General features: G+C 72.9%; 15 protein-coding genes and 1 pseudogene. 5 read left to right on the forward strand and 11 right to left on the reverse strand.

Translation table 11 applies throughout. From position 1 onward, the window contains the following. The first annotated feature begins 27 nt into the window (after window positions 1-27). Window positions 28-954, forward strand: a complete 927-nt coding sequence (locus ABD954_RS03460; protein ID WP_345484249.1) for a universal stress protein — start codon at window positions 28-30, stop codon at window positions 952-954. A 354-nt stretch (window positions 955-1,308) separates the two neighbouring features. Here the strand turns inward: ABD954_RS03460 and ABD954_RS03465 are convergent, their stop codons facing one another. Next, window positions 1,309-1,503, reverse strand: coding sequence for a hypothetical protein (locus ABD954_RS03465; protein ID WP_345484250.1), 195 nt, complete (start codon window positions 1,501-1,503; stop codon window positions 1,309-1,311). Window positions 1,504-2,021: 518 nt separating this feature from the next. Here ABD954_RS03465 and ABD954_RS03470 point away from each other — a divergent pair. Further along, a complete protein-coding gene (locus tag ABD954_RS03470; RefSeq protein WP_345484251.1) occupies window positions 2,022-2,654 on the forward strand; it encodes a CBS domain-containing protein in 633 nt (210 codons plus the stop codon). 88 nt (window positions 2,655-2,742) lie between these two features. Next, window positions 2,743-3,257 (forward strand): annotated as a pseudogene (locus ABD954_RS03475) (response regulator transcription factor). Window positions 3,258-3,259: 2 nt separating this feature from the next. Here ABD954_RS03475 and ABD954_RS03480 read toward each other — a convergent pair. From ABD954_RS03480 to ABD954_RS03490, 3 genes are read right to left on the reverse strand one after another with little or no spacing between them, the layout of a single operon-like run. After that, window positions 3,260-4,993 (reverse strand): sensor histidine kinase, encoded by a 1,734-nt coding sequence (locus ABD954_RS03480; protein WP_345484252.1) that lies wholly within the window; start codon window positions 4,991-4,993, stop codon window positions 3,260-3,262. Between the two features lie 51 nt (window positions 4,994-5,044). After that, the gene (locus ABD954_RS03485) at window positions 5,045-7,666 is read right to left on the reverse strand and encodes a cation-translocating P-type ATPase (RefSeq protein WP_345484253.1); all 2,622 of its coding nucleotides are present in this window, start codon (window positions 7,664-7,666) and stop codon (window positions 5,045-5,047) included. Window positions 7,667-7,673: 7 nt separating this feature from the next. After that, complete coding sequence (locus tag ABD954_RS03490; RefSeq protein ID WP_345484254.1) at window positions 7,674-8,534, reverse strand: universal stress protein; 861 nt, start codon at window positions 8,532-8,534, stop codon at window positions 7,674-7,676. Between the two features lie 1,092 nt (window positions 8,535-9,626). Here ABD954_RS03490 and ABD954_RS03495 point away from each other — a divergent pair. Continuing rightward, window positions 9,627-10,619 carry an Acg family FMN-binding oxidoreductase gene (locus tag ABD954_RS03495; protein ID WP_345484255.1) on the forward strand — a complete coding sequence of 331 codons (993 nt, stop codon included), beginning with the start codon at window positions 9,627-9,629 and terminating at the stop codon, window positions 10,617-10,619. A gap of 52 nt (window positions 10,620-10,671) precedes the next feature. On the opposite strand, the gene ABD954_RS03500 is transcribed toward ABD954_RS03495, so the two are convergent. The 3 genes from ABD954_RS03500 to ABD954_RS03510 are packed head-to-tail and all read right to left on the reverse strand — an operon-like array spanning window position 10,672 to window position 14,935. Continuing rightward, a complete protein-coding gene (locus ABD954_RS03500) occupies window positions 10,672-13,062 on the reverse strand; it encodes a glycoside hydrolase family 65 protein (RefSeq protein ID WP_345484256.1) in 2,391 nt (796 codons plus the stop codon). Then, a complete protein-coding gene (locus ABD954_RS03505) occupies window positions 13,059-13,856 on the reverse strand; it encodes an HAD family hydrolase (protein ID WP_345484257.1) in 798 nt (265 codons plus the stop codon). Before ABD954_RS03505 ends, ABD954_RS03500 begins: the two co-directional genes overlap by 4 nt. Beyond that, window positions 13,853-14,935, reverse strand: a complete 1,083-nt coding sequence (locus ABD954_RS03510; RefSeq protein ID WP_345484258.1) for an alcohol dehydrogenase catalytic domain-containing protein — start codon at window positions 14,933-14,935, stop codon at window positions 13,853-13,855. Before ABD954_RS03510 ends, ABD954_RS03505 begins: the two co-directional genes overlap by 4 nt. A 175-nt stretch (window positions 14,936-15,110) precedes the next feature. On the opposite strand from ABD954_RS03510, the gene ABD954_RS03515 reads away from it, so the two are divergent. Next, window positions 15,111-16,550 (forward strand): MBL fold metallo-hydrolase RNA specificity domain-containing protein, encoded by a 1,440-nt coding sequence (locus ABD954_RS03515; protein WP_345484259.1) that lies wholly within the window; start codon window positions 15,111-15,113, stop codon window positions 16,548-16,550. Window positions 16,551-16,654: 104 nt separating this feature from the next. Here ABD954_RS03515 and ABD954_RS03520 read toward each other — a convergent pair whose 3' ends face one another. From ABD954_RS03520 to ABD954_RS03535, 4 genes are all read right to left on the reverse strand, one after another. Continuing rightward, on the reverse strand, window positions 16,655-16,921 hold the full coding sequence (locus tag ABD954_RS03520; RefSeq protein WP_031004254.1) for a metal-sensitive transcriptional regulator: 267 nt from the start codon (window positions 16,919-16,921) through the stop codon (window positions 16,655-16,657). A gap of 55 nt (window positions 16,922-16,976) precedes the next feature. Continuing rightward, window positions 16,977-17,873 carry a sulfite exporter TauE/SafE family protein gene (locus ABD954_RS03525; RefSeq protein WP_345484260.1) on the reverse strand — a complete coding sequence of 299 codons (897 nt, stop codon included), beginning with the start codon at window positions 17,871-17,873 and terminating at the stop codon, window positions 16,977-16,979. Further along, the gene (locus ABD954_RS03530) at window positions 17,870-18,454 is read right to left on the reverse strand and encodes a rhodanese-like domain-containing protein (protein ID WP_345484261.1); all 585 of its coding nucleotides are present in this window, start codon (window positions 18,452-18,454) and stop codon (window positions 17,870-17,872) included. The genes ABD954_RS03525 and ABD954_RS03530 overlap by 4 nt, the downstream gene beginning before the upstream one ends. A gap of 202 nt (window positions 18,455-18,656) precedes the next feature. Beyond that, complete coding sequence (locus tag ABD954_RS03535) at window positions 18,657-20,042, reverse strand: rhodanese-like domain-containing protein (protein ID WP_345484262.1); 1,386 nt, start codon at window positions 20,040-20,042, stop codon at window positions 18,657-18,659. Window positions 20,043-20,159: the final 117 nt, after the last annotated feature.

The raw sequence follows: 20,159 nt of genomic DNA on the forward strand, positions 1-20,159 counted from the left end.
CCCCGTCCGCCCTACACGGAGGATTCCATGTCACAAGGTACCGTCATCGCCGCTGTGGACGGCTCGTTGGAGTCGCAGGCTGCCGCGCAGTGGGCTGCCCGAGAAGCGCTGCTGCGAGGTCTGCCCCTGCACATCGTCCACGCCTGGCAGGACTGGTCGCCGGGTTTCGCCCACGCCCCGTTCACCGGTGCGGACACCGCCCCCGGCGAAACGGCCACCACCCGGCACGGGGCCGGGCGTGTCCCCCATGAGGCGGCCCGGCGGGTGCGAGCGGATCATCCCGGTCTGCGCGTCAGCGTCGAGCAGGTCTTCGGCCGTCCCGTCGAGGTGCTGCTCGCCGCGGCGAGCAAGGCGGAGGTCCTGGTTCTGGGTTCGCGAGGGCTGGGCGCCCTGGGTGGTCTTCTGGCCGGATCGGTGTCGTTGCCCGTCATCGCGCACGCCGAGTGCCCGGTCGTCGTCGTGCGGGCCGGCGAGCGGGTCGCGTGCGAGAAGCAGCCGGAGGACGGCCCGGCCGGCCGGGCACGGTACCTCGATGTGGTGCTGGGGCTCGACCTCACCCGGCCATGCGACGAGCTGATCGAGTTCGCCTTCTCCGCCGCCGCCGCACGCGGGGCCGCCCTCAGGGTCGTCCACGGGTGGGACGTACCGATCCTGTCCGGACACGACCCCGAAGCCGTCGATCCCGGACACGGCGTCGCGATGGCACTGCGTGAAGCAAGCGTGCTCACCGACGTGCTGCGGCCGTGGCGGGGCAAGTTCCCGGAGGTCGACGTCAAGGAGCAGTGCGTGGTGGGCGGGGCGGCTGACCACCTCGTGGACGCCTCGCGGGACGCCTCGCTGCTGGTCCTGGGACGGCGGGTACGCCGCTCGGCGGTCGGCCCGCGCATCGGCCCGGTCACGCACGCGGTGCTGCACCGTGCGGCGGCGCCCGTGGCGGTGGTGCAGCACCTCTGACCGCTGTTCGCGGTCGGCATGACCTCGCTGGGGTCTCTGCCGGGGCCCGGTGTGGCCGCTTCCCTTCAGGAGAAGCGGCCACACCGGGCCCCGGTCGTTGCCGCCCCCAGCCGGTCGGTGTCGCTCGCGGCGGTTCTCGACGATGACGACCGAGCACCACGACGGCGGAGCCGACACGGCCGGGCCGGGAAGCGGCAAGGTGCCTGCGGCCCATCCGGACGGTCACCGACGACAGCCCCGACGCCGGGTGTGGCGCCGAGGCTGTCACCTCACCGTTCCTGCCGCAGGGGGCGGAACGAGTTCACCTACCGCCGGACGCCTTGGGTCCACCGGTGGAACGAATGCCCCGTGGACTCAGGACGTGTTCCCGGAGTGGGAGTCATGGCCGTACATGTGCGTGGCGGCGACCAGGGCCAGCATGCCGACCGCCATCATGATCAGTCCCACCAGGGGCCGGTCGGCGCCCTCCCATTGCCAGTCGACGGCGAACACGAGTATCGCGCCGAGCCCGATCGATGTGATCGCTCCGATGGCCAGCAGCCCGGGCATGGGGCCCACCTCCTTCAACGGCTGACGGGCACCCTGCCCCCTGCCGGATCACACTGTCGCCGAACGGCGGCAGGGCACCCAGGGGCCTGATGGCCCGTCCGGCAGAGCCATGAGGCCCGTACCGCGGCAGACACGACGGCCGGCCGGCGGAGCGCGTGCGTCGATCCACCGGCCGGCCGTCGGAACCGGACTCAGCTCACGGCCGCCCCGAGCGCCAGGAAGCCGAGGACCGCCACCAGCAACATGCCCATGAGGGGTGCCATGAAGCGCAGGTACTGGTCACGGCACGCAGGGCCCTTCGGCCCTGGGGGCCCGGGGGCCTGGGCCCTGTGGGGGGGGGAAGGACACACACGCAGGGGACGCACGGTCTGCGCAGGGAGGGCAAGGGGGCCGTCCGGCCCTCCTCGCGTCCGCCCCGTGAGGGGAGACTCGTAGGGAAGACCTTCGGGAGTCGCGTGAAACTGCGTCGCTCTTCGGCGTCATGCGCCCGTACTCGCCCTCAGCCCCGGGAGAACACCATGCCTTCCCCCAGCTACCGCGTCAGTGACGTCATGACCCACACCGCCGTCGCGATCGGCCGTGACGCGCCCTACAAGGAGATCGTCGCCCTGATGGACCAGTGGAAGGTGAGCGCTCTTCCGGTCCTGGAGGGGGAAGGACGTGTCGTGGGAGTGGTCTCGGAGGCCGATCTGTTGCCGAAGGAGGAGTTCCGGGGCGGGGAACCGGGACCGGACGAGTTCGCGGAGGCCGCCAAGGCCGGGGCCGTACGGGCCGGGGAGCTCATGTCGAGTCCGGCCGTCACCGTGCACCCGGGCGCCACGCTCGCGGAGGCGGCGCGCATCATGGCCCGGCGGAGGGTCAAGCGGCTGCCGGTGGTGAACGAGATCGGGCTGCTGGAGGGGGTCGTGAGCCGGAGCGATCTGCTCAAGGTGTTCCTGCGCAAGGACGACGAGATCGAGGCGGAGATCCGGCGGTCGGTGCTCGGAGGGGCGGCGCTCACGGGGCTGGACGTGACCGTGGTGGAGGGTGTGGCGACGCTGCGTGGCGCCCTCGGCGACCGCTCGCTGGTCCCCTTGCTCGCGAAAGCCGTGCGGGCCGTGGAAGGAGTCGTCGACGTACGGATGGAGCTCGGCGCCCATGAGGACGCCTGATGACGGGCCGTCCTCGTGAGGGCGGGTAGGGCACGCACCGATCGACCACAGGGGTCGCCATGACCGTCTGCCGGCAGCCGACACACCCATGCGGGTCTTCCTCGTGGACGATCACGAGGTGGTCCGCCGGGGCATGCGCGACCTCATCGACGACGAGCCCGACATGGAGGTGGTCGGGGAGGCGTCGACGGCCGGTCAGGCGCTGTCCAGGGGCCCGGCGCTGCGGCCCGACGTGGCGGTGCTCGATGTCCGCCTGCCCGACGGTGACGGAATCACCGTGTACCGCGAGCTGCGATCACGCATGCCGGAACTCGCGTGCCTGATGCTGACGTCCTTCGACGACGAGGACGCCCTCATCGACGCGATCATGGCCAAGGCGCCGCAGGACGAGCGGCTGGCCGGGCTGTCGAGCGGGAGCGGTCGGTGCTCGGACTGATCGGCGGGGGACTCACCAACCGGCAGATCGCCATGCGGCTCCACCTGTCGGAGAAGACGGTCAGGAACCACATCTCACGGCTGCTCGGGAAGCTGGGCGTAAAACGCCGTGTGCAGGCCGCTGTCATCGCGGCACAGGTCCACGAGCACGACGCCGAGGGAAAGTAGGCTCACCCCTGGTCGGGCGGCAGCGGGATGCGCCATTCGAGCAGCGTGCCGCCCGCCCCGCCCGACCGGGTCCGGACCGAGAGGTCGCCGCCGAGCCGTTCCGCCCGTGCGGTGAGGTTGCGCAGGCCACTCCTCGGGCCACCGGGCCGGATGCCGACGCCGTCGTCGCTCACCGTGACGGCCAGCACGTTCTCCTCCACGACGACCGCCACCTCGGCGCGACGTGCGCTCGCGTGGCGGGCCACGTTGGTGAGGGCTTCGCCGATGACCGCGACGACCTCCTCGGCTGCCGCGGGGGGCACGTCGGTGTCGAGCAGGCCCTCCATGCGCAGCGCCGGGGCGAATCCGAGGGTCGAGGCGGCCGCGTCGACCGCCTGCACGATGCGGTTCCTGAGTTTCGGCGCCGTTGCCCTGGTCTCGCTTTCCCTGAGTCCGAAGATGGTCGATCGGATGATCTTGATGGTGGCATCGAGATCGTCGATGGCACGCGCCAGCCGGTCCAGGGCCTCCGGGTGTTCGACGAACCGCCGCGCGCTCTGCAGGGTCATGCCGGTGGCGAAGAGCCGCTGGATCGCGAGGTCGTGCAGGTCCCGGGCGATCCGGTCGCGGTCCTCCAGGAGGCTGACCTGTTCGGCGTCACGGCGCCGCTCGGCGAGTTCCAGGGCCAGCGCCGCCTGTCCGGCGAATCCTGGCAGGGCGCTGATCTCGACGCCCGTGAAGGGCGACCGCCCGCGGAACCTGGCGAGGATCAGGACTCCGCTCAGCCGTTCCTTCGTGCCGACCGTGACGGCCACCGCCGGTCCGAGACCCTTCCAGCGTTCCGGCTGCACGGTGATGCGCGGTTCGTTCTCCACATCGGCCACGCTGGTCAGACCGTCCTGGGCGAGAGCCACGGCGGCGAGGGTTCCCTCGCTGCTGGGCAGCACGACGCCCCGGTGCGCCTCCGCTCCTTCACCGCGTGCCAGTGACCCGCGGAGCTCTCCCCCTCGGCCCACCAGGTAGAAGACCCCCATGTCGGCGCCGGCGATGTCCACGGAACGCTCCAGCATCCCGTCGAGGACGTCCGTCTCCGCCGCGCCGGACAGGAGGGCGCTGGTGAATTCGGAGCTCGCTGCCAGCCACCGCTGGCGGAGCCGCCCCTCCTCGTAAAGCCGTGCGTTCTCGACAGCGATACCGGCGGCCACGGCCAGGGTCGTCACGACGGCCTCGTCCTCGGCGTCGAAGTCGGCCCCTCCCCTCTTCTCGGTGAGGTAGAGGTTGCCGAACACCTCGTCGCGTACGCGGATCGGAACTCCGAGGAACGCGTGCATCGGCGGGTGGTGGGGCGGGAAGCCGTACGAGGCCGGATGGTCGGACAACTCGGACAGGCGCAGTGGTTCGGGGTTGCGGATCAGCTCGCCGAGGATGCCGTGGCCGGACGGCAGCGTGCCGATGCGCTCCCGCAGGTCGTCGTCGATGCCGACGGTGACGAACTCCGCGAGCTTCTGGTCGTCGCCGATCACGCCGAGCGCACCGTACTCGGCGTCCACGAGCGTCACGGCGGCCTCGATGATGCCGCGCAGCACCTGCGGCAGGTCCAGCTCTCGGCCGACGGACATGACGGCTTCGAGCAGCCCGTTGAGCCGGTCCCTGGTGCCTCGTACCTCGTCGATGCGTCCCTGGAGCTCGTCGAGGAGCTCGTCCAGCCTCAGCCGCGGCAGTCGTGCGTCCGCGGCCCCGGCGCCCTCCCGGTCCATCGAAACCTCCGGTCGCGTCAGGCGCGCCCGACGGACCCGGCACGCCTGATCTCACCGTAGCCCCGATGTCGCGACGGTTCCTGCTGGGCCCGGCTGCCGGAAGGCCGTCCGGACGAGCCGTGCCGTGAGGAATCCGGCCGGCGCGCAGACGGCGGCGAGGCCGATGCCCGCCCAGCCGAGCGGTTCGGTATCCAGGACCGTCCTCAGGAACGGCACGTACAACGCGGCAGCGGCCAGAAGGGCGGAGGCGAGGACCGAGAGCGGGAGGAAGGGGTTCTCGCGGGTCAGCAGCCGGGCCCGCAGTCCCAGGACGACCCCGAGCTGGGCGGCCAGCAGGGCGAGGAAGAGGACGCTCTGCCAGGGCAGGTCCAGCGCCCGCGCGGCGAGTCCGGCGCCGAGCGTGGCGGTCGTGACGACGGCCGCCAGGAGGAGCAGGCGCTGCCAGGCACCGCCGCCGAGGATGTGCTGGTCCGGCGGGCGGGGCGGTCGTCGCATCGTGCCGGGGGCCGCCGGTTCGGCGCCCATGGCGACCCCGGTGAGGCCGTGCGTGAGGAGGTTGATCCACAGGATCTGGCCCGCGCGCAGGGGGAGGGGAAGGCCCAGCAGCGGGCCGAGCAGCATGACAAGGATTTCGGCAGCGCCCCCCGCCATTCCGTAGACCAGGAAGCGGCGGATGTTGTCGTAGACACGGCGGCCTTCCTCGACGGCCGCGACGACCGTCGAGAGCTCGTCGTCCGTGAGGACGAGGTCCGCCGCCTGCCGCGCGACCTCCGTGCCCCGGGCGCCCATCGCGACGCCGATGTCGGCGCGGTGGAGCGCCGGGCCGTCGTTGACCCCGTCGCCGGTCATGGCGGTCACCGCTCCCCCGGCCCGCCACGCCTCGACGATGTCCAGCTTCTGCTGGGGGTCCGTGCGGGCGAAGATCCTCACGGAGGTGAGGTCGGGGACCCGGCCGGCGGCCACGTCCGCCCCCGTGACGACGCGCCCTCCGGTGTCCTCCCGCGCTCCGTCCGAGTCCGCGACGAGCGCGACCCTGGAGGCCACCGCCCGCGCCGTCGCCGGGTGGTCGCCCGTGATGAGTACGGGCGTGATCCCGGCCGCCCGGCAGGCGGCGAGGGTCGCGGCGGCGTGCGGCTTGGGCGGGTCGCTCAGCGCGACGAGCCCGAGCAGTGTGAGTCCCGATTCCGCCGCGGCGACCGGGGCCGGCACGTCGTCCCGTACGCCGGAGGCCACGGCGAGGACCCGGTAGCCGCGCGCGGCCAGGTCGGCGGCCCGCTGCCGGGCCTGGTTCAGCATCTCCGGAGGGTCCACGAGCACCGCGCGGTCGAGCACGGCCTCGGGGGCGCCCTTGAGACACACGAGCACCCCGCCCTCCGCGGCGGTGTGCAGCGTGGTCATGCGCTTGCGGAGGCTGTCGAAGGGCACCTCCCCTATACGGGGCCGGGTGGCCGCCAGCTCGTCCTGGTCCGGGCACCCGGACTTGGCGGCGGCCACGAGCAGGGCGGCTTCCATCGGGTCTCCGAGTGCTGCCCAGCGACCGTCGGGCGAATCGGCGTCCGGTGGCCGCAGGGCGGCGTCGTTGCACAGGGCCGTGATCGTCAGCAGTGTCCGCACGGGCGCGAGCGCGTCCGCCTCCGCCCGCCTCCCGTCGACGAGAACCTCGCCTTCGGGCTCGTAGCCGACACCCTTGAGTTCCGCGCTCACGCTCGGCGTCCAGACGTGCTGGACGACCATGCGGCCCTCCGTGAGGGTTCCGGTCTTGTCGGTGGCGAGGACGGACACCGAGCCGAGCGTCTCCACAGCCGGCAGCCGCCGCACCAGGGCGTGCCGGGCGACCATGCGCCTGGCCCCCAGGGCGAGGGCCAGCGTGACGACCGCCGGCAGGGATTCGGGCACGGCCGCCACGGCCAGGCTGATGGCCGTGACCGCCATCGTGCCGAGCGGAAGCCCGCGGACCAGGCCGAGGGCGAAGACCAGCGCGCACAGTGCGAGCGTCACGGCGGCCAGGACACGCCCGAGCGCGGCGAGGCGGCGCTGGAGCGGGGTCGGCTCGCGGTGGTCGTCGAGGAGGGCCGCGATGCGGCCGAGGGCACTGGAGGCGCCCGTCGCCGTCACGACGGCCACACCTCTGCCGCGCGCCACGACCGTACCCGCGCTGAGGGTGTCGCCCGTGTCCTTGTCCACGGGCACCGACTCCCCGGTGAGCATGGACTCGTCCACGAGAAGGGCGGACGCCTCGACGAGCTCGGCGTCGGCGGCGACGATGTCGCCCTCGCCGAGGAGGAGCACGTCGCCGGGGACGATCTCCGCGGCCGGCGCGTCTCGGACGGCGCCGTCGCGCCTGACGCGCGCGCGAGGTGCGCTCAGTGCCGAGAGGGCGGCGACGGCGTTGTCGGCCCGGATCTCCTGGGCGACGCCGACGGTCGTGTTCACGACCACGACGACCGCGATGACGATCGCGTCGGGATGGTCACCGATCGCCAGGGTGAGCACGACGGCCCCGAGCAGCACCGTGATCAGGGGGTCGCGCAGCTGGGCCAGGATCCTGGTGGGGAGTCGTACGGGCTTCGTCGCGGCCACCTGGTTGGGTCCCGAGGCGGCGAGCCGGCGGGCGGCCTCCGCCTCGGTGAGACCGGCGGCCGCGTCGACCGACACCGCTGCGGCGGTCGTCATGGCCGGCTCACGCGGCGGGAACGGTGATGACGGGGCACTGGGCCCGGTGCAGCAGGCCGTGGACGACGGAGCCGACGCGCATCCCCATGTACCCGCCCCGTCCGCGACGGCCGACGACGACGGCAAGGGCGTGTTCGGCGGCGTCGGCGAGCATCTCGACGGGTGAGCCGATGAGCACCTCGTGGGTGAGCCGCACGTCGGGGTACTTCTCCGCCCATCCGGCGGTCGTCTCCGAGAGCAGCCGGCGCTCGGCGTGGAACAGGGTGTCGTCCGTCCGGAGGGTGAACACGGGCGGCTGCCAGACGGCGACGGCGCGCAGCGCGCATCCCCGGAGGTCCGCCTCTTCGAAGGCCAGGGCGACGGCGGCCCGGGAGGACTCGCTGCCGTCGACGCCGACGACCAGGTACGGCGGGTCCTGGGTGCTGTGCTCGGCGTCGCCCACGACGACCACGGGGCATCGCGCCCGTGCGGTGACCGGGACGACAAGGGAGCCGGCGCTCAGGAACTCCTCCGTGCGGCTGAGGTGCCGGGAGCCGAGCACGACCAGGGCGGCATCCTGCGACTGCGCGGCCAGTACCCGCGCCGGAAATCCGTCGAACAGCGCGGAGGTGACGTCCAGGCCCGGCTGCCGGGCGCGTGCCCAGTCGGCCGCGGCGCGCAGGGTCTCCTTGGCGTTCTGCGTCTGTGCCTGGTGGCGAGGGCTGTCGTCGACGTGCTGGGTGTCGTGCAGCGGCGGGACGACGACCACGAGACGGAGGGCGCGGCGGCGCCGGTGGGCCTCGTCGGCCGCCCAGGCCAGCGCGAGCTTCCAGTTCCTGACGGGGTCGACGCCCACGACGATGTCGCGGCGTTCCATGGTGCTGGTCATGTCGTGCTCCCGTGTCCGGGTCCGTGCCGGGGGATCAGTTCCACCGGGCAGTGAGCGTGCTGTAGCGGGCCGAGCGTGGTCCGGCCGAGCGTCGGTCCGAGGTATCCGGGGGCCCTGCGGCCGCCGATGACCACGAGGTCGGCGTGCCGTGTCGCCTCGGCGGGCCCGTGCACCACGACCACCGGTGTGGTGGCGCCGGCCGCGACGGCGCGTTGGACTGAGCCGAGCAGGTGGGAGGAGAATCCGCCGCGGCCCCGGTCCGACGACGATCGTCCCGCTCCGAGCTGCGGCCTGTCGCGGGGCCTCCGCGGGTGGGGGCCGCCACGGGCTTCCGTGACGACCGGGAGATCGGGGTGGCGCGCCGCGACCACCTCGGCGGTCCGGTCGAGGACTTCCTCAGCGGCTCGTCCGATCCGGACGATCTCCGCCGGCGACCGGATCCAGGGGGCGGCGTCGGTGTCCGTCGCGTGGACGAGGCAGAGTCCGCTGCCGCGCAGCGCGGCCTCGTTCGCGGCCCGCGGGCAGCGGTCCGGGCCGACGGTGATCCGTCCACTCCGACCACGATCCTGCCGAGGCCGGGACGGTCCGGGGTTCCGTCCATCGCTCCTCCTCGTCCGGTCCGTGGGAGTCCGGTCGGTGGGAGTCCGGTCCGCGGGCTCCGTTCGGACTGGTCTCACCGTGACATCCGCCGGTCGGGCGGCCGGAGGGCCGCTGGGGGCAAGGTCGGGGCCAAAGGTCCCGTTCGCGCCGTCGGGACCGGTCGGGCCCGACGCTGGCCCGTTCGGCCCTCGCAGGTCGCCGACGCGCGGCCGACGGTGGGAGGAGCAAGGCAACCACCGCTGGACGGCCGGACGGCCGGACGGCCGGACGGCTGGACGGCCGGACGCTCGAGACGCTCGAACAGGAGGCCCGGCGATGAAGCACCCGAAGGTCGGTGCCCTGATGACCGACCTCGTCGGCCTCGCCGACGAGGGGACGGCGTCGTCGCCGTGGTGGACCGGCTCGCCGTCGACGAGGACGCGTCCGGATCCGCGTTCCCCGCGCGCAGCGCGCACCCGATCACCTGGTGACCCCACACAGACAGGACGAACCGTGTCCGCCACCGCTCTGACCCGACCGCTGGTGACGTCGCTGATCGAAGACGCCGTCACCGCCCCGTCGATGCACAACGCCCAGCCATGGAAGTTCGTCCACCGGACCGGCACCGGCACCATCGAGCTGCACGGCGACGCCTCCCGGGGGATGCCGAGGGAGGACCCCGACCACCGCGCCCTCCATCTCGGCTGCGGCGCCGCCCTGTTCGGTCTGCACGTCGCCGCCGCCCACCGCGGCCTGCACGCCACCGTCCGGCTGCTGCCCGATCCCGACGACCCCTGGCACCTGGCCGACGTGCTTCCGTCCGGTGCCGCCGACGAGCACGACGAGGAACTGGCGGTGTTCCGGCCGGCGCTGCGCGAGCGGCACACCAGCCGCTTCCCGTTCAGCGAGGAGCGGATCCCCGCCGAGATTCTCGACGGCCTCCGGGCGGCCGCCCTCCTGGAGGGTTGCCGGCTGGTCGTTCCGGGCGCCTGGCACGCCGACACCGTCCTCGGCCTCGTCCACGACTCGGAGAGGTTCGAGTCGGCCGACGCGTCGGTACGGGACGAGGTCGCCGCGTGGACGCGCACGGGTGCGGCCGGTGAGGGCGCCGGATCCGAGGGCATCCCGTCGTACGCCTTCGGCCCGCGCCAGTACGACGTCACCTCCCCGGTCCGGGACTTCGGCTCCCACCGGCGAGTCCCTGGGCGCGGGTCGGCTTCCTTCGAGAAGAGTCCCCAGATCGCCCTGCTGGGTACGGTCGAGGACACCCCGGTGGAGTGGCTGAAGGCCGGCCAGGCAATGCACCGGGTGCTGCTGCGGGCCACCCTCGACGGCTTGTCGGCCTCCCTCATGTCCCAGCCGCTGGAATGGCCCGAACTCCGGTCGGTGGCAAGGGATCCCGGGTCCACCACGGGCCACGTCCAGATGATGATCCGCCTGGGATACGGGCCCCGCGGCCGGGCCACCCCGCGCCGGCCGGCCTCCGACGTCCTCACGTTCGACTGAGCTGCGGCGGTCCTCGCCTTCGGCCGGGCCGCGTCACGAGGACCCGGCCCCGTCACAGACGGAACCAGCGCTCCTCCCCGGGCGCGACGGTGACCCGCCGCTCTCCGGGGAGGACGACGGTGAGCGGGCTGCCGGGCGACGCCGGTACGCGGACGGCCAGCCGCCCGGGCAGTACGCGCACTCGCACTCCTCGATGGCCCTGGACGCAGAGCGTGAAGGCGAACCGAGGGAGTTCCGCCAGCGCCACCGGAGCCACGCGCAGCTCGCCCGGTCCGGCTTCCATTCCGGTGATCCCGCGTTCGACGAGGTCGATCGTCCCGGCCATCGCCCCCAGGTGGATCCCCTCCCCCGTCGTTCCGCCCTGGACGTCGGCCACGTCGGCGAGCAGCGCCTCCTGGCAGTGCCGCCAGGCGTCGGCGCCCTGCTGCCGGGCCAGGATCCAGCCGTGGACCAGACTGCTGAGCGTCGAACCGTGGCTGGTGCGGCTGAGGTGGTACGCGACGGTGGCGCGCCAGATCTCGTCGTCCAGCGGGTAACCGAGCCGGGCGAACAACGCGTACAGCTCCTCGGGCCGGAAGAGGTAGCCGAGCATGAGGGTGTCGGCCTGCTTGGACGCCTGGTAGCGGTTGACGGTGTCGCCCTCGGCCTCCAGGATCCGGTCGAGCCTGCGGATGTCGCCGTAACGGGCCCGGTAGCCCTCCCAGTCGAGCTCCGCCAGGTCCCCGTATCCCTCGAACTGGCTCACCAGGCCGCGGTGGAACGGAACGTACAGGCGGCGGGAGACGTCCTCCCAGCGGGCGAGTTCCTCGTCGTCGAGCGCCAGTTGTTCGGACAGTTCCGCGCGGCGGCCCTCGGGCAGTTCTTCCAGCACGTCGAGCCCCCGGGCCAGCACCCAGGCGGTGGTCGCGTTGGTGTAGGCGTTGTCGTCGATGCCGGGCATCGAGGCGTCGGGATAGGCGTCGTGGTACTCGTCGGGGCCCACGACCCCGCGGATCCGGTAGCGCCCGAGGGCGGAGTCGTACGTGGCGGAGCCCGCCCAGTTGCGGGCGATCTCCAGGAGTACCTCGGCACCGGCGGAATGCAGGAAGCCCCGGTCGCCGGTGGTCTGCGCGTACCGCCAGACGTTGTACGCGACGGCCGAGTTCACATGGCGTTGCAGCCGTGAGAAGTCGGGCAGCCAGCGGCCGGAGCGCGGGTTCAGGTGCAGCTCCTGGGTCTCCTCCCGACCGGAGCTGGCGCTCTGCCACGGATACCTCGCCCCGACGCCGCCGGCCCGGCGCGCCGCCTCGCGGGCGGCGGGGAGCCGGCGGTGCCGGTACATGAGCAGCGCACGGGCCACCTCGGGGAAGTGGAGGCTGAGGTAGGGCAGGACGAACAGCTCGTCCCAGAAGACGTGACCGCGGTACGCCTCGCCGTGCAGGCCGCGGGCGGGGACTCCGACGTCGAGTTCCGCCGTGTGCGGGGACAGCGTCTGCAGGAGGTGGAAGAGGTGCAGGCGCAGGATGTGCCCCGCTTCCCCGGGCACGTGCAGCTCGCCCTGTTCCCAGAGTCGTTGCCAGGCCGCTTTGTGGGTGGTGACCAGCCGGGGGAAGGCCGGGGCGTTGGCGGCGGCGTCGCAGGCCGCCGCCAGGGGGTCGCCGGCGGGCCGGTCCACCGAGGTGCGCAGGGCCAGCGTCTTCACGACGGTCGCCGAGCGCCCGGGACGGACCGGCAGACGGTAGATCTGGACGGTGCCGGTCCTGTTGGCGTCCTGCCGTGCGGGGCGGACGGGTCGGGTGACCGTGCGGACGGCCATCGCGATCCGCCGGCCCGGGTCGTCCGTACGGCAGGTCAGCCAGGCCACTCCGCCGGGCTCGAAGCCGCTCCGCCGGTCCGTGAGGTGACGGCCCTCCAGGTGCCGGTAGCGCTCGACGCCGGCGTTGACGACCGCTCCGTCGAGGACGGATTCGACCTCCACGGAGCCGCTCCAGCCGTAGGCGCGGAACATCGTGCACTGGGCCGCGAGCCCGGCGTCTCCCATGTGCACGATCCGGATGTGGCCGACGCGCAGGCCGCGGCCCTGGGCGTCCCGGTAGAACAGGTGGCGGTTCAGCACGCCCCCGCGCAGGTCGAGGTGCACGTCGCTGTGGCGCAGGTCGTCGGAGTCGGGCGTCAGCCAGTCGCCGGGCGGCCCGTCGTCCGGGAGGCAGCGGTAGCGCAGCAGCGTCCAGTTGGGCAGGTTGACGAGATCCTCGTTCTCGACGCGCCTCCCTGCGACGAGCGAGGTGCGCCGGTCGTAGCAGCCGGCCAGGTAGGTGCCGGGGTAGTGGACGGGGCCGGCGGTGCACTCGGGGGCGGAGCCGCGGGTGGCGAACCGGCCGTTGCCGAGCGTGCAGAGGGACTCGACGAGCCGTTCGCGGTCCGGCTCGTAGCGGTCGTACGTCCAGGAGCGGTCGACGGTCATCCTCCCTCCCCCCACACGCTCCGGACCAGCGTCGTGAGGTCGGGTACGACGAGGTCGGCACCCTCCTCGTCCAGAAGCGAGGCGCCGTGCCCGTCAGGGGTGCGGTCGACACCGACGACGAGGCCGAAGCCGCCCCGGCGGGCCGCGCGGACTCCGGCGACGGCGTCCTCGACCACCGCGGCGGCGGCCGGCGGGAGGCCGAGGAGACCGGCCGCGTGCAGGAAGAGCGCCGGGTCCGGTTTCCCGGCGAGGCCGAGCCGGGCGGCGTCCTCGCCGTCCACGAGGGCGGCGAGTGCCGTGTCCAGACCGGCGGCGGCGAGCAGGGCCCGGGCATGGCGCGATGCCGACACGGCAGCGCACGGCACGCCACGAACGCGCAGGGCCTCGAGCGCCACCGCCGCGTCGTCGAAGGCGGTGACCGGCTCGGAGGCCAGGGCCTCCCGGAACGCCGCCTCCTTGCGTGCCGCGACCGCCCAGACGGTCCCGCACCCGGGCGGGTCGCCGGGCTCGCCCGGGGGCAGGCGGATACCGCGGGCCGTCAGGAACGCCTCGGCCCCGTCGTGGCGCGACCTGCCGTCGACGAACCGCCGGTACTCGGCGTCCGCGTCGAACGGCCTCGTGTCGGACGAGGGCGTGCCGAAACGGCTTCCGTCGTCGGGGGCCAGTGCCGCGAGGCAGGCGTCGAACGCGGTCTTCCACGCCGCGGCGTGGACGGCGGCGGAGTCGAGCAGCACGCCGTCGGTGTCGAGGACGACACCGCGCGGCGGCACGGATCCCGGAAGCGGGCCGCTCACGCGGCGTCCGGGGTCTCGGTGACCTGCACGGCCGTGTGCTGCGGCCCGCCGAGCGCGACCTTCAGGGCGCCGGTGTCGCCGGCGCGGGCGAAGACGTCGTACGCCTCCTCCATCTGCCCGAGTTCGAAGCGGTGGGTGACGAGCTCGGCCGCGGGCAGCCGTCCGGCGGCCATCATGCGCAGCAGCATGGGGGTCGACGAGGTGTCCACGAGGCCGGTGGTGATCGTGACGTCCTTGATCCACAGGTCTTCGAGGTGCAGGACCGCGGGCTTCCCGTGCACGCCGATGTTGGCGATCCGCCCGCCGGGCCGGACCATCCGCGTGCACATCTCGAAGGCCTCGGGCACGCCCACGGCCTCCATGGCGACGTCGGCGCCGAGACCGTCGGTCAGGTCCTCGACGAGCTGTTCCGGACCTTCTTCCGCCGTCACGGTGGCGTCGGCGCCGAGTGCGCGCGCCGCCGCGAGCCGCGACTCCGCGAGGTCGACGGCGATGATCCGTCCGGGGCTGTAGAGCCGTGCGGTGGCGATGGCGGCGAGGCCGATGGGGCCCGCGCCGACCACGACGACCGTGTCGGCGGGCTGGACGCGGCCGTTCAGGACGCCCACCTCGTAGGAGGTGGGGAAGATGTCGGCGAGCAGCACCGCGTCGTAGCTGTCGACCGCGCTCGGCAGCGGGTGGACGGACAGGTCGGCGAACGGTACGCGGACGTACTCGGCCTGCGTGCCGTCGACCAGGTGGCCGAGGACCCAGCCGCCCCCGCCACGGCACTGGCCGCAGCGGCCCTCGCGGCAGAAGCGACAGCGGCCGCAGGCGGAGATGCAGGAGATCAGGACGCGGTCCCCGGGCCGTACCGTGCGGACGTCCCGTCCGGTCTCGACCACCGTGCCGACGGCCTCGTGGCCGAGCACCCGGCCCGGTGTCACCTCCGGCACGTCTCCCTTGAGGATGTGCAGGTCCGTTCCGCAGATCGTGACGACGTCGACGCGCACGACCGCGTCCCCGGGGTCCTTGACGGCCGGATCGGGTACGTCCCGCCAGACGATCCGGCCCGGGCCCTCGAAAACGGCTGCCTTCATGGTGCCCACCCACTTCCTGTCACGCGTGGGGACGTCTTCCTCGTCCAGGCTCGGCCGTCGCGGCGCGGCGGCGCATGTGCCGACCGGCCCGAGGGAAGGGCCGGTCGGGCCCTCCGGTCGAGGAGCGTCCGGGTGCGACGGTGGACACCGGCACACACTCCGAAAGAGGACGGCGATGTCCGAAACAGACCCGAACCCGGATCCCCTCGCTCCGGCCACCGGTCCGCGACCGGCCCTGCTCAGCTTCCTGGGCGGGGTGGGGACGGTCACCGGCAGTAAGTTCCTCGTCGAGAGCGACCATGCGCGCATCCTCCTGGACTGCGGTCTCTTCCAGGGTTTCGCGGACCTGCGCCGGCGCAACTGGGACCGGTTCGCACGTGACGCCGCCGACATCGACGCCGTGGTCGTCACCCACGCTCATCTGGACCACTGCGGCTATCTGCCGCGCCTCGTCCGTCAGGGCTTCCGGGGACCGATCCTCACCAGCGCCCCCAGCGCCCGGCTCGCCGGGATCGTGCTGCGCGACAGCGCCCGGCTCCAGATGGAGGCGGCCCGGCACGCCAACGAGCACGGCTGGTCGAAGCACCGCCCGGCGAAGCCGCTGTACGACGACTCCGACGTCGACAAGACGCTGGCCTTCCTCGACCCGGTTCCGGTCGGCGAGGACGTGGAGATCACGGCCGGCACCTGGCTGGCCCTCCACCACGGCGGGCACATCCTCGGCTCGGCCTGGGCCCGCCTGACGCTGGAGGACGGTCACACCCTGGCCGTCTCGGGTGACCTGGGACGTCCCGGGCACCCTCTCCTGCTGCCGCCGGAGCCGTTCTCGGGCGCCGACGTGCTCCTCATGGAGTCGACGTACGGCGACCGGCGCCACGACCAGGAGTCGGGACGGTTCGCCTTCGCCGATGTCGTCGCACGGACCGTCGCGCGCGGCGGGACCGTGGTGATCCCCGCCTTCGCGATCGACCGGACAGAGGTCGTCCTGCACGAACTCGCCCGGCTGCGCGAGACGGGTGTGCTGCCCCGGTCGGTGCCGGTGTACGTGGACAGCCCCATGGCCCTGGCGGCGCTGGACGTGTACCGGGAGGCCGTACGGGAGCGGTCCGCCGAGCTGCGGCCGGAGATCCTGGACCGGGGCGAGGCCGCGCTGAGCCCGGCCCCGTTCCTGGCGGCCCGCACGGTCCAGGAGTCCATCGACATCAGCAGCGCCCAAGGCCCCGCCGTCATCGTCTCCTCGGCCGGCATGGCCACCGGAGGCCGGGTCCTGCACCACCTGCACCGCCTGCTGCCCGACCCGCGCAACGCGGTGGTCGTGGTGGGCTTCGCCGCGGCCGGGACCCGGGCGCGGGACCTGGTGGACGGGGCCCGGGTCCTGAAGATGTTCGGCGAGTACGTGCCGGTACGGGCCGAGGTGGCCGACGTGCCGCACTTCTCCGCGCATGCCGACGCGGCCCAGATCGTCGACTGGCTGCGCGGCGCCCCGGCCCCGCACACCACGTACCTCGTGCACGGCGAACCGGCCGCTTCCGAGGCGTTGCGCGACCGCATCGACCGCGAGCTGGGCTGGACGGCCGTCGTACCCCGGTCCGGTGAGGCGGTTCTCGTCCGCTGACCGGGCCTTTCGCGCCCCGGTCCGTCTGCGCGGCCGTCACGCCTCCGCCGGCGGTGTGAAGCGGCGCGGCCGGCGGATGTCCGCCGGCCGCTGTCGTGGTTCACTCACGCGAGAGTGAGGAAAAGCTTTTCCAGTTCCTGTTCGCTCATCGGGGGCGCGCCTTCCTCGCTCTCGGCGAGGCACTGTCGCATGCCGCTGGCGACGATCTTGAAGCCGGCCCGGTCGAGGGCGCGGGAGACGGCGGCGAGCTGTGTGACGACGTCCTTGCAGTCGCGGCCGGCCTCGATCATGGCGATGACGCCTGCGAGCTGGCCCTGCGCGCGGCGCAGTCGGTTGAGGACCGCGGTCGCCGCTTCTTCTTCCACCTTCACCGGGCTCCTCCTCCTCGTGGGCCTTCCCCTCAAGGATACCCCGAGGGGTATGCATTCAGGAGTGCGCGACCGGCTCCCGAGAGCCTACCTGGGGCGGGTTCGTGTGGGTCCGCCGACGGCGTGCCCGCACGGTGGCCCCGGCGACGGCCGACGCCGCCGCCAGTGCGGCTCCGGCACAGGCCAGGGGGCTGGCCCAGACAGTGGGGGGCAGTTGCTGGATGAGGACGAAGACACCCATGACGACGACGAACCATCCGAACGCCTTGCGGAGCGTCTCCTGGGGTATGCGCCCGGCGAAGCGGCTGCCGATCAGACTGCCCACCACGGCCGCGGCGGTGACGAGCAAGGCCAGGTTCCAGTCGATCTGGACCGCGTCGAGGTGGCCTGCGAGTCCGGAGAAGGACTTCATGGCGATGACCAGGAGTGAGGTGCCGACGGCAACGCTCATGGGCAGTCCGCCGAGGAGGGCGAGCGCGGGGACGACGAGGAAGCCGCCGCCGGAGCCGACCAGGCCGGTGACCGCGCCCACCACCAGGCCCTCGGCGATCACGTGCGTGACGGGCAGGTCCGCGTGGGTGGGCCCGGCCCGCTTCGGCTTACGGGGCTTGCGGAGCATGGCGGAGGCGGTGGCCAGCATCATCACGGCGAACGCGACGAGCAGCGCCGTGCCGGGGACGTACTCGGCCAGGCGGCCTCCGCCGTACGCACCGACCATGCTGACCGCGCCGAAGATCAGTCCGGTGCGCCACCGCACCCGACCCGCGCGAGCGTGCGGGACGAGCCCGACCAGGCTCGTCACGCCGACGACGAACAGCGAGGTGGCGATGGCCTCCTTGGTGTCCATCCCGGCCAGATAGACGAGGATCGGCACGGTCAGGATGGAACCGCCGCCACCAAGGACGCCCAGGCTGACGCCGATCAGGACGGACGCCACGAGGACGAGCGTGATCACGAGCGGTCCCGCAGCGAGGCGATGACGGTGCGGATGTCGGTGCGCGGGCCGCGATTGTAGGGCAGCTTGGACAACAGCATGCCCATGGCGCAGGTGTTGGTCAGTGCGGCGAAGGTCAGCCCCGCGCCGATGGCAGTACCGATCAGGTGCACGCCCGGCACGAGCACGCCCACGACGCCGGTGACGAGCACGATCGATCCGGCGATCAGGCGGACCTGGCGCTCCAGGTCCCAGCGCGCCTCGCCGCGAGTGACCGGAGCCCCGGCCATTTCCCAGGCCATCATGCCGCCGTCAAGGACCCGCAGATTCGGCAGACCGGCTTCGGCGAGCGCCTGCTCGGCCTTGGAGGCGCGGGCGCCCGAGCGGCAGACGAGGACGACGTCCTGGTCGAGGTGGGCGAGGAGCTCGGCGCGGTGCTCACGCAGGGTGTCCAGCGGAACGTTGTAGGCACCGGGGATGTGGGCGGTTCGGAACTCGCCCGGGGTGCGCACGTCCAGCAGCCGCGGCCCGGCCCCGTCCTTGATGAGCCCTTGGAGGACAGCAGGGGTGAGGCCGGTGGTGTGGGAGACGTCGGTGGTCATGAAAACTCCGTCAAGGTGAAGGTTCGAATACGGGGTGGGGTATATGTGAGACAGCAGAACGAGGCCGTCGCCGGGCTCCGAGGTCTTGTTCAGGCCGCGGAATGTCGTCCCCACCGGCAGATCGGCCGCCCCGCGCGGGCCTGGCACGGCACAGGCCGGCGGACCGCGCACGGGTCGGTGTCCGTGGGGTCGGCCCTGCCTGTCAGGCGGCGGGGGTGTTCGACAGGGCCCAGGCGGCGTAGCCACCGAGGATGTCGGAGACGTCGTCGAAGCCGTGGTGGCGCAGCAGGCTCGCGGCGATCGAGGAGCGGTGGCCACCCGCGCAGTGCAGGACCAGGGGCTTCTCGCGGGGGATCTCGTCCAGGCGGCCGGGCAGCTCGCCCAGCGCGATGTGCAGGGCTCCGTCGATGAAGCCGTGCTCGCCTCGCTCGCCACAGTTGCGGACGTCGATGACGACCGGCGGGTTGTCGCCCGCCAGGGCGGCACGGACCTGAGCCGCGGTCAGCCGACTGGCCGGGGTGACCTCCTGGGACATCGCCGTCAGGGCGTCGTCCGGGGAGCGCAGGTAGCCGGCCACGCGGTCGAAGCCGATCCGGGCCAGGCGAGTGACGATCTCCTCCTCGCGGTTCTGCGGCGCGACCACCAGCAGGTCGGCATCTGCGGGCAGCACGGTGCCGGCCTGCTCGGCGAACCGTCCGTCTGCCGGGACGTTGATCGCGCCGCGCAGGTGACCGGCGGCGAACTCCTGCGGATCGCGGGCGTCGACGACCACGGCACCGGAGGCCCGTAGACCGGCGAAGTCGTCGGCGGCAAGGGGGCGGGGGGCGGCGGCCGGGTCGAACAGTTCCCGCTCCTTGCGGTTGAGCTCGGCGTCGTAGGCGAAGTAGCCGGGAGCGGCGGACTGGCCGGCGGTCACGAGGGCCACGAAATCGGCCTGCGACATGGGCGCGCACGCATAATTGGTGACCCGCTGCTCGCCGATGGTGGACTGCTTCTCGGCGGACAGGTTCTTGCCGCAGGCGGACCCGGCGCCGTGCGCGGGGAAGACCCGCACCTCGTCCGGCAGGCCCATCAGCTTGTTCTGCACGCTGTCGTGGAGCATGGCGCCGAGTTCCTCGGCGGTCACGCCGATGGAGGCGAGCAGGTCGGGGCGGCCCACGTCCCCGATGAAGAGCGCGTCGCCGGTGAGGACGCCGTAGGGGACGGTGTCCGCACCGCGCTCGTAGACCAGCACACTGATCGATTCCGGCGTGTGCCCCGGCGTCTCCATGATCTCCAGAGTCACGTCGCCGAGGCTGATCGTCTCCCCCTCGGCGAGCTTGCGGATCGGATACTCGGTCTCGGCACGCCGGCCGTAGCCGATCCACGCCCCCGTCTCGGCCGCCATCTCCAGGTGACCGGCGACGAAGTCGGCGTGGAAGTGGGTGTTGATGACGCCTACGACGGTGAAGCCTCGGGCCTGGGCGTCCGCCAGGTACTCCGAGACGTCCCGGCGGGGATCGACGACCACGGCCCGGCCGGTGGTCTCGTCGGCGATCATGTACGACGCCTGGGAGAGGCAGTCGAGGTAGTACTGGGCGAAGAACACGGGAACCTCCGTGAGAGAGTTGATTCAATACCCCGGGGGGTATTAGAGAGGTCAGGGAGCGGCCCACTCCCACCGCGAGGGCGGCGCGCGAGCGCAGAAGGCCAGACCGATCCGGGG

It is taken from the genome of Streptomyces roseoviridis (assembly GCF_039535235.1).
In the GTDB taxonomy this organism is placed as follows: Bacteria; Actinomycetota; Actinomycetes; order Streptomycetales; family Streptomycetaceae; genus Streptomyces; species Streptomyces roseoviridis.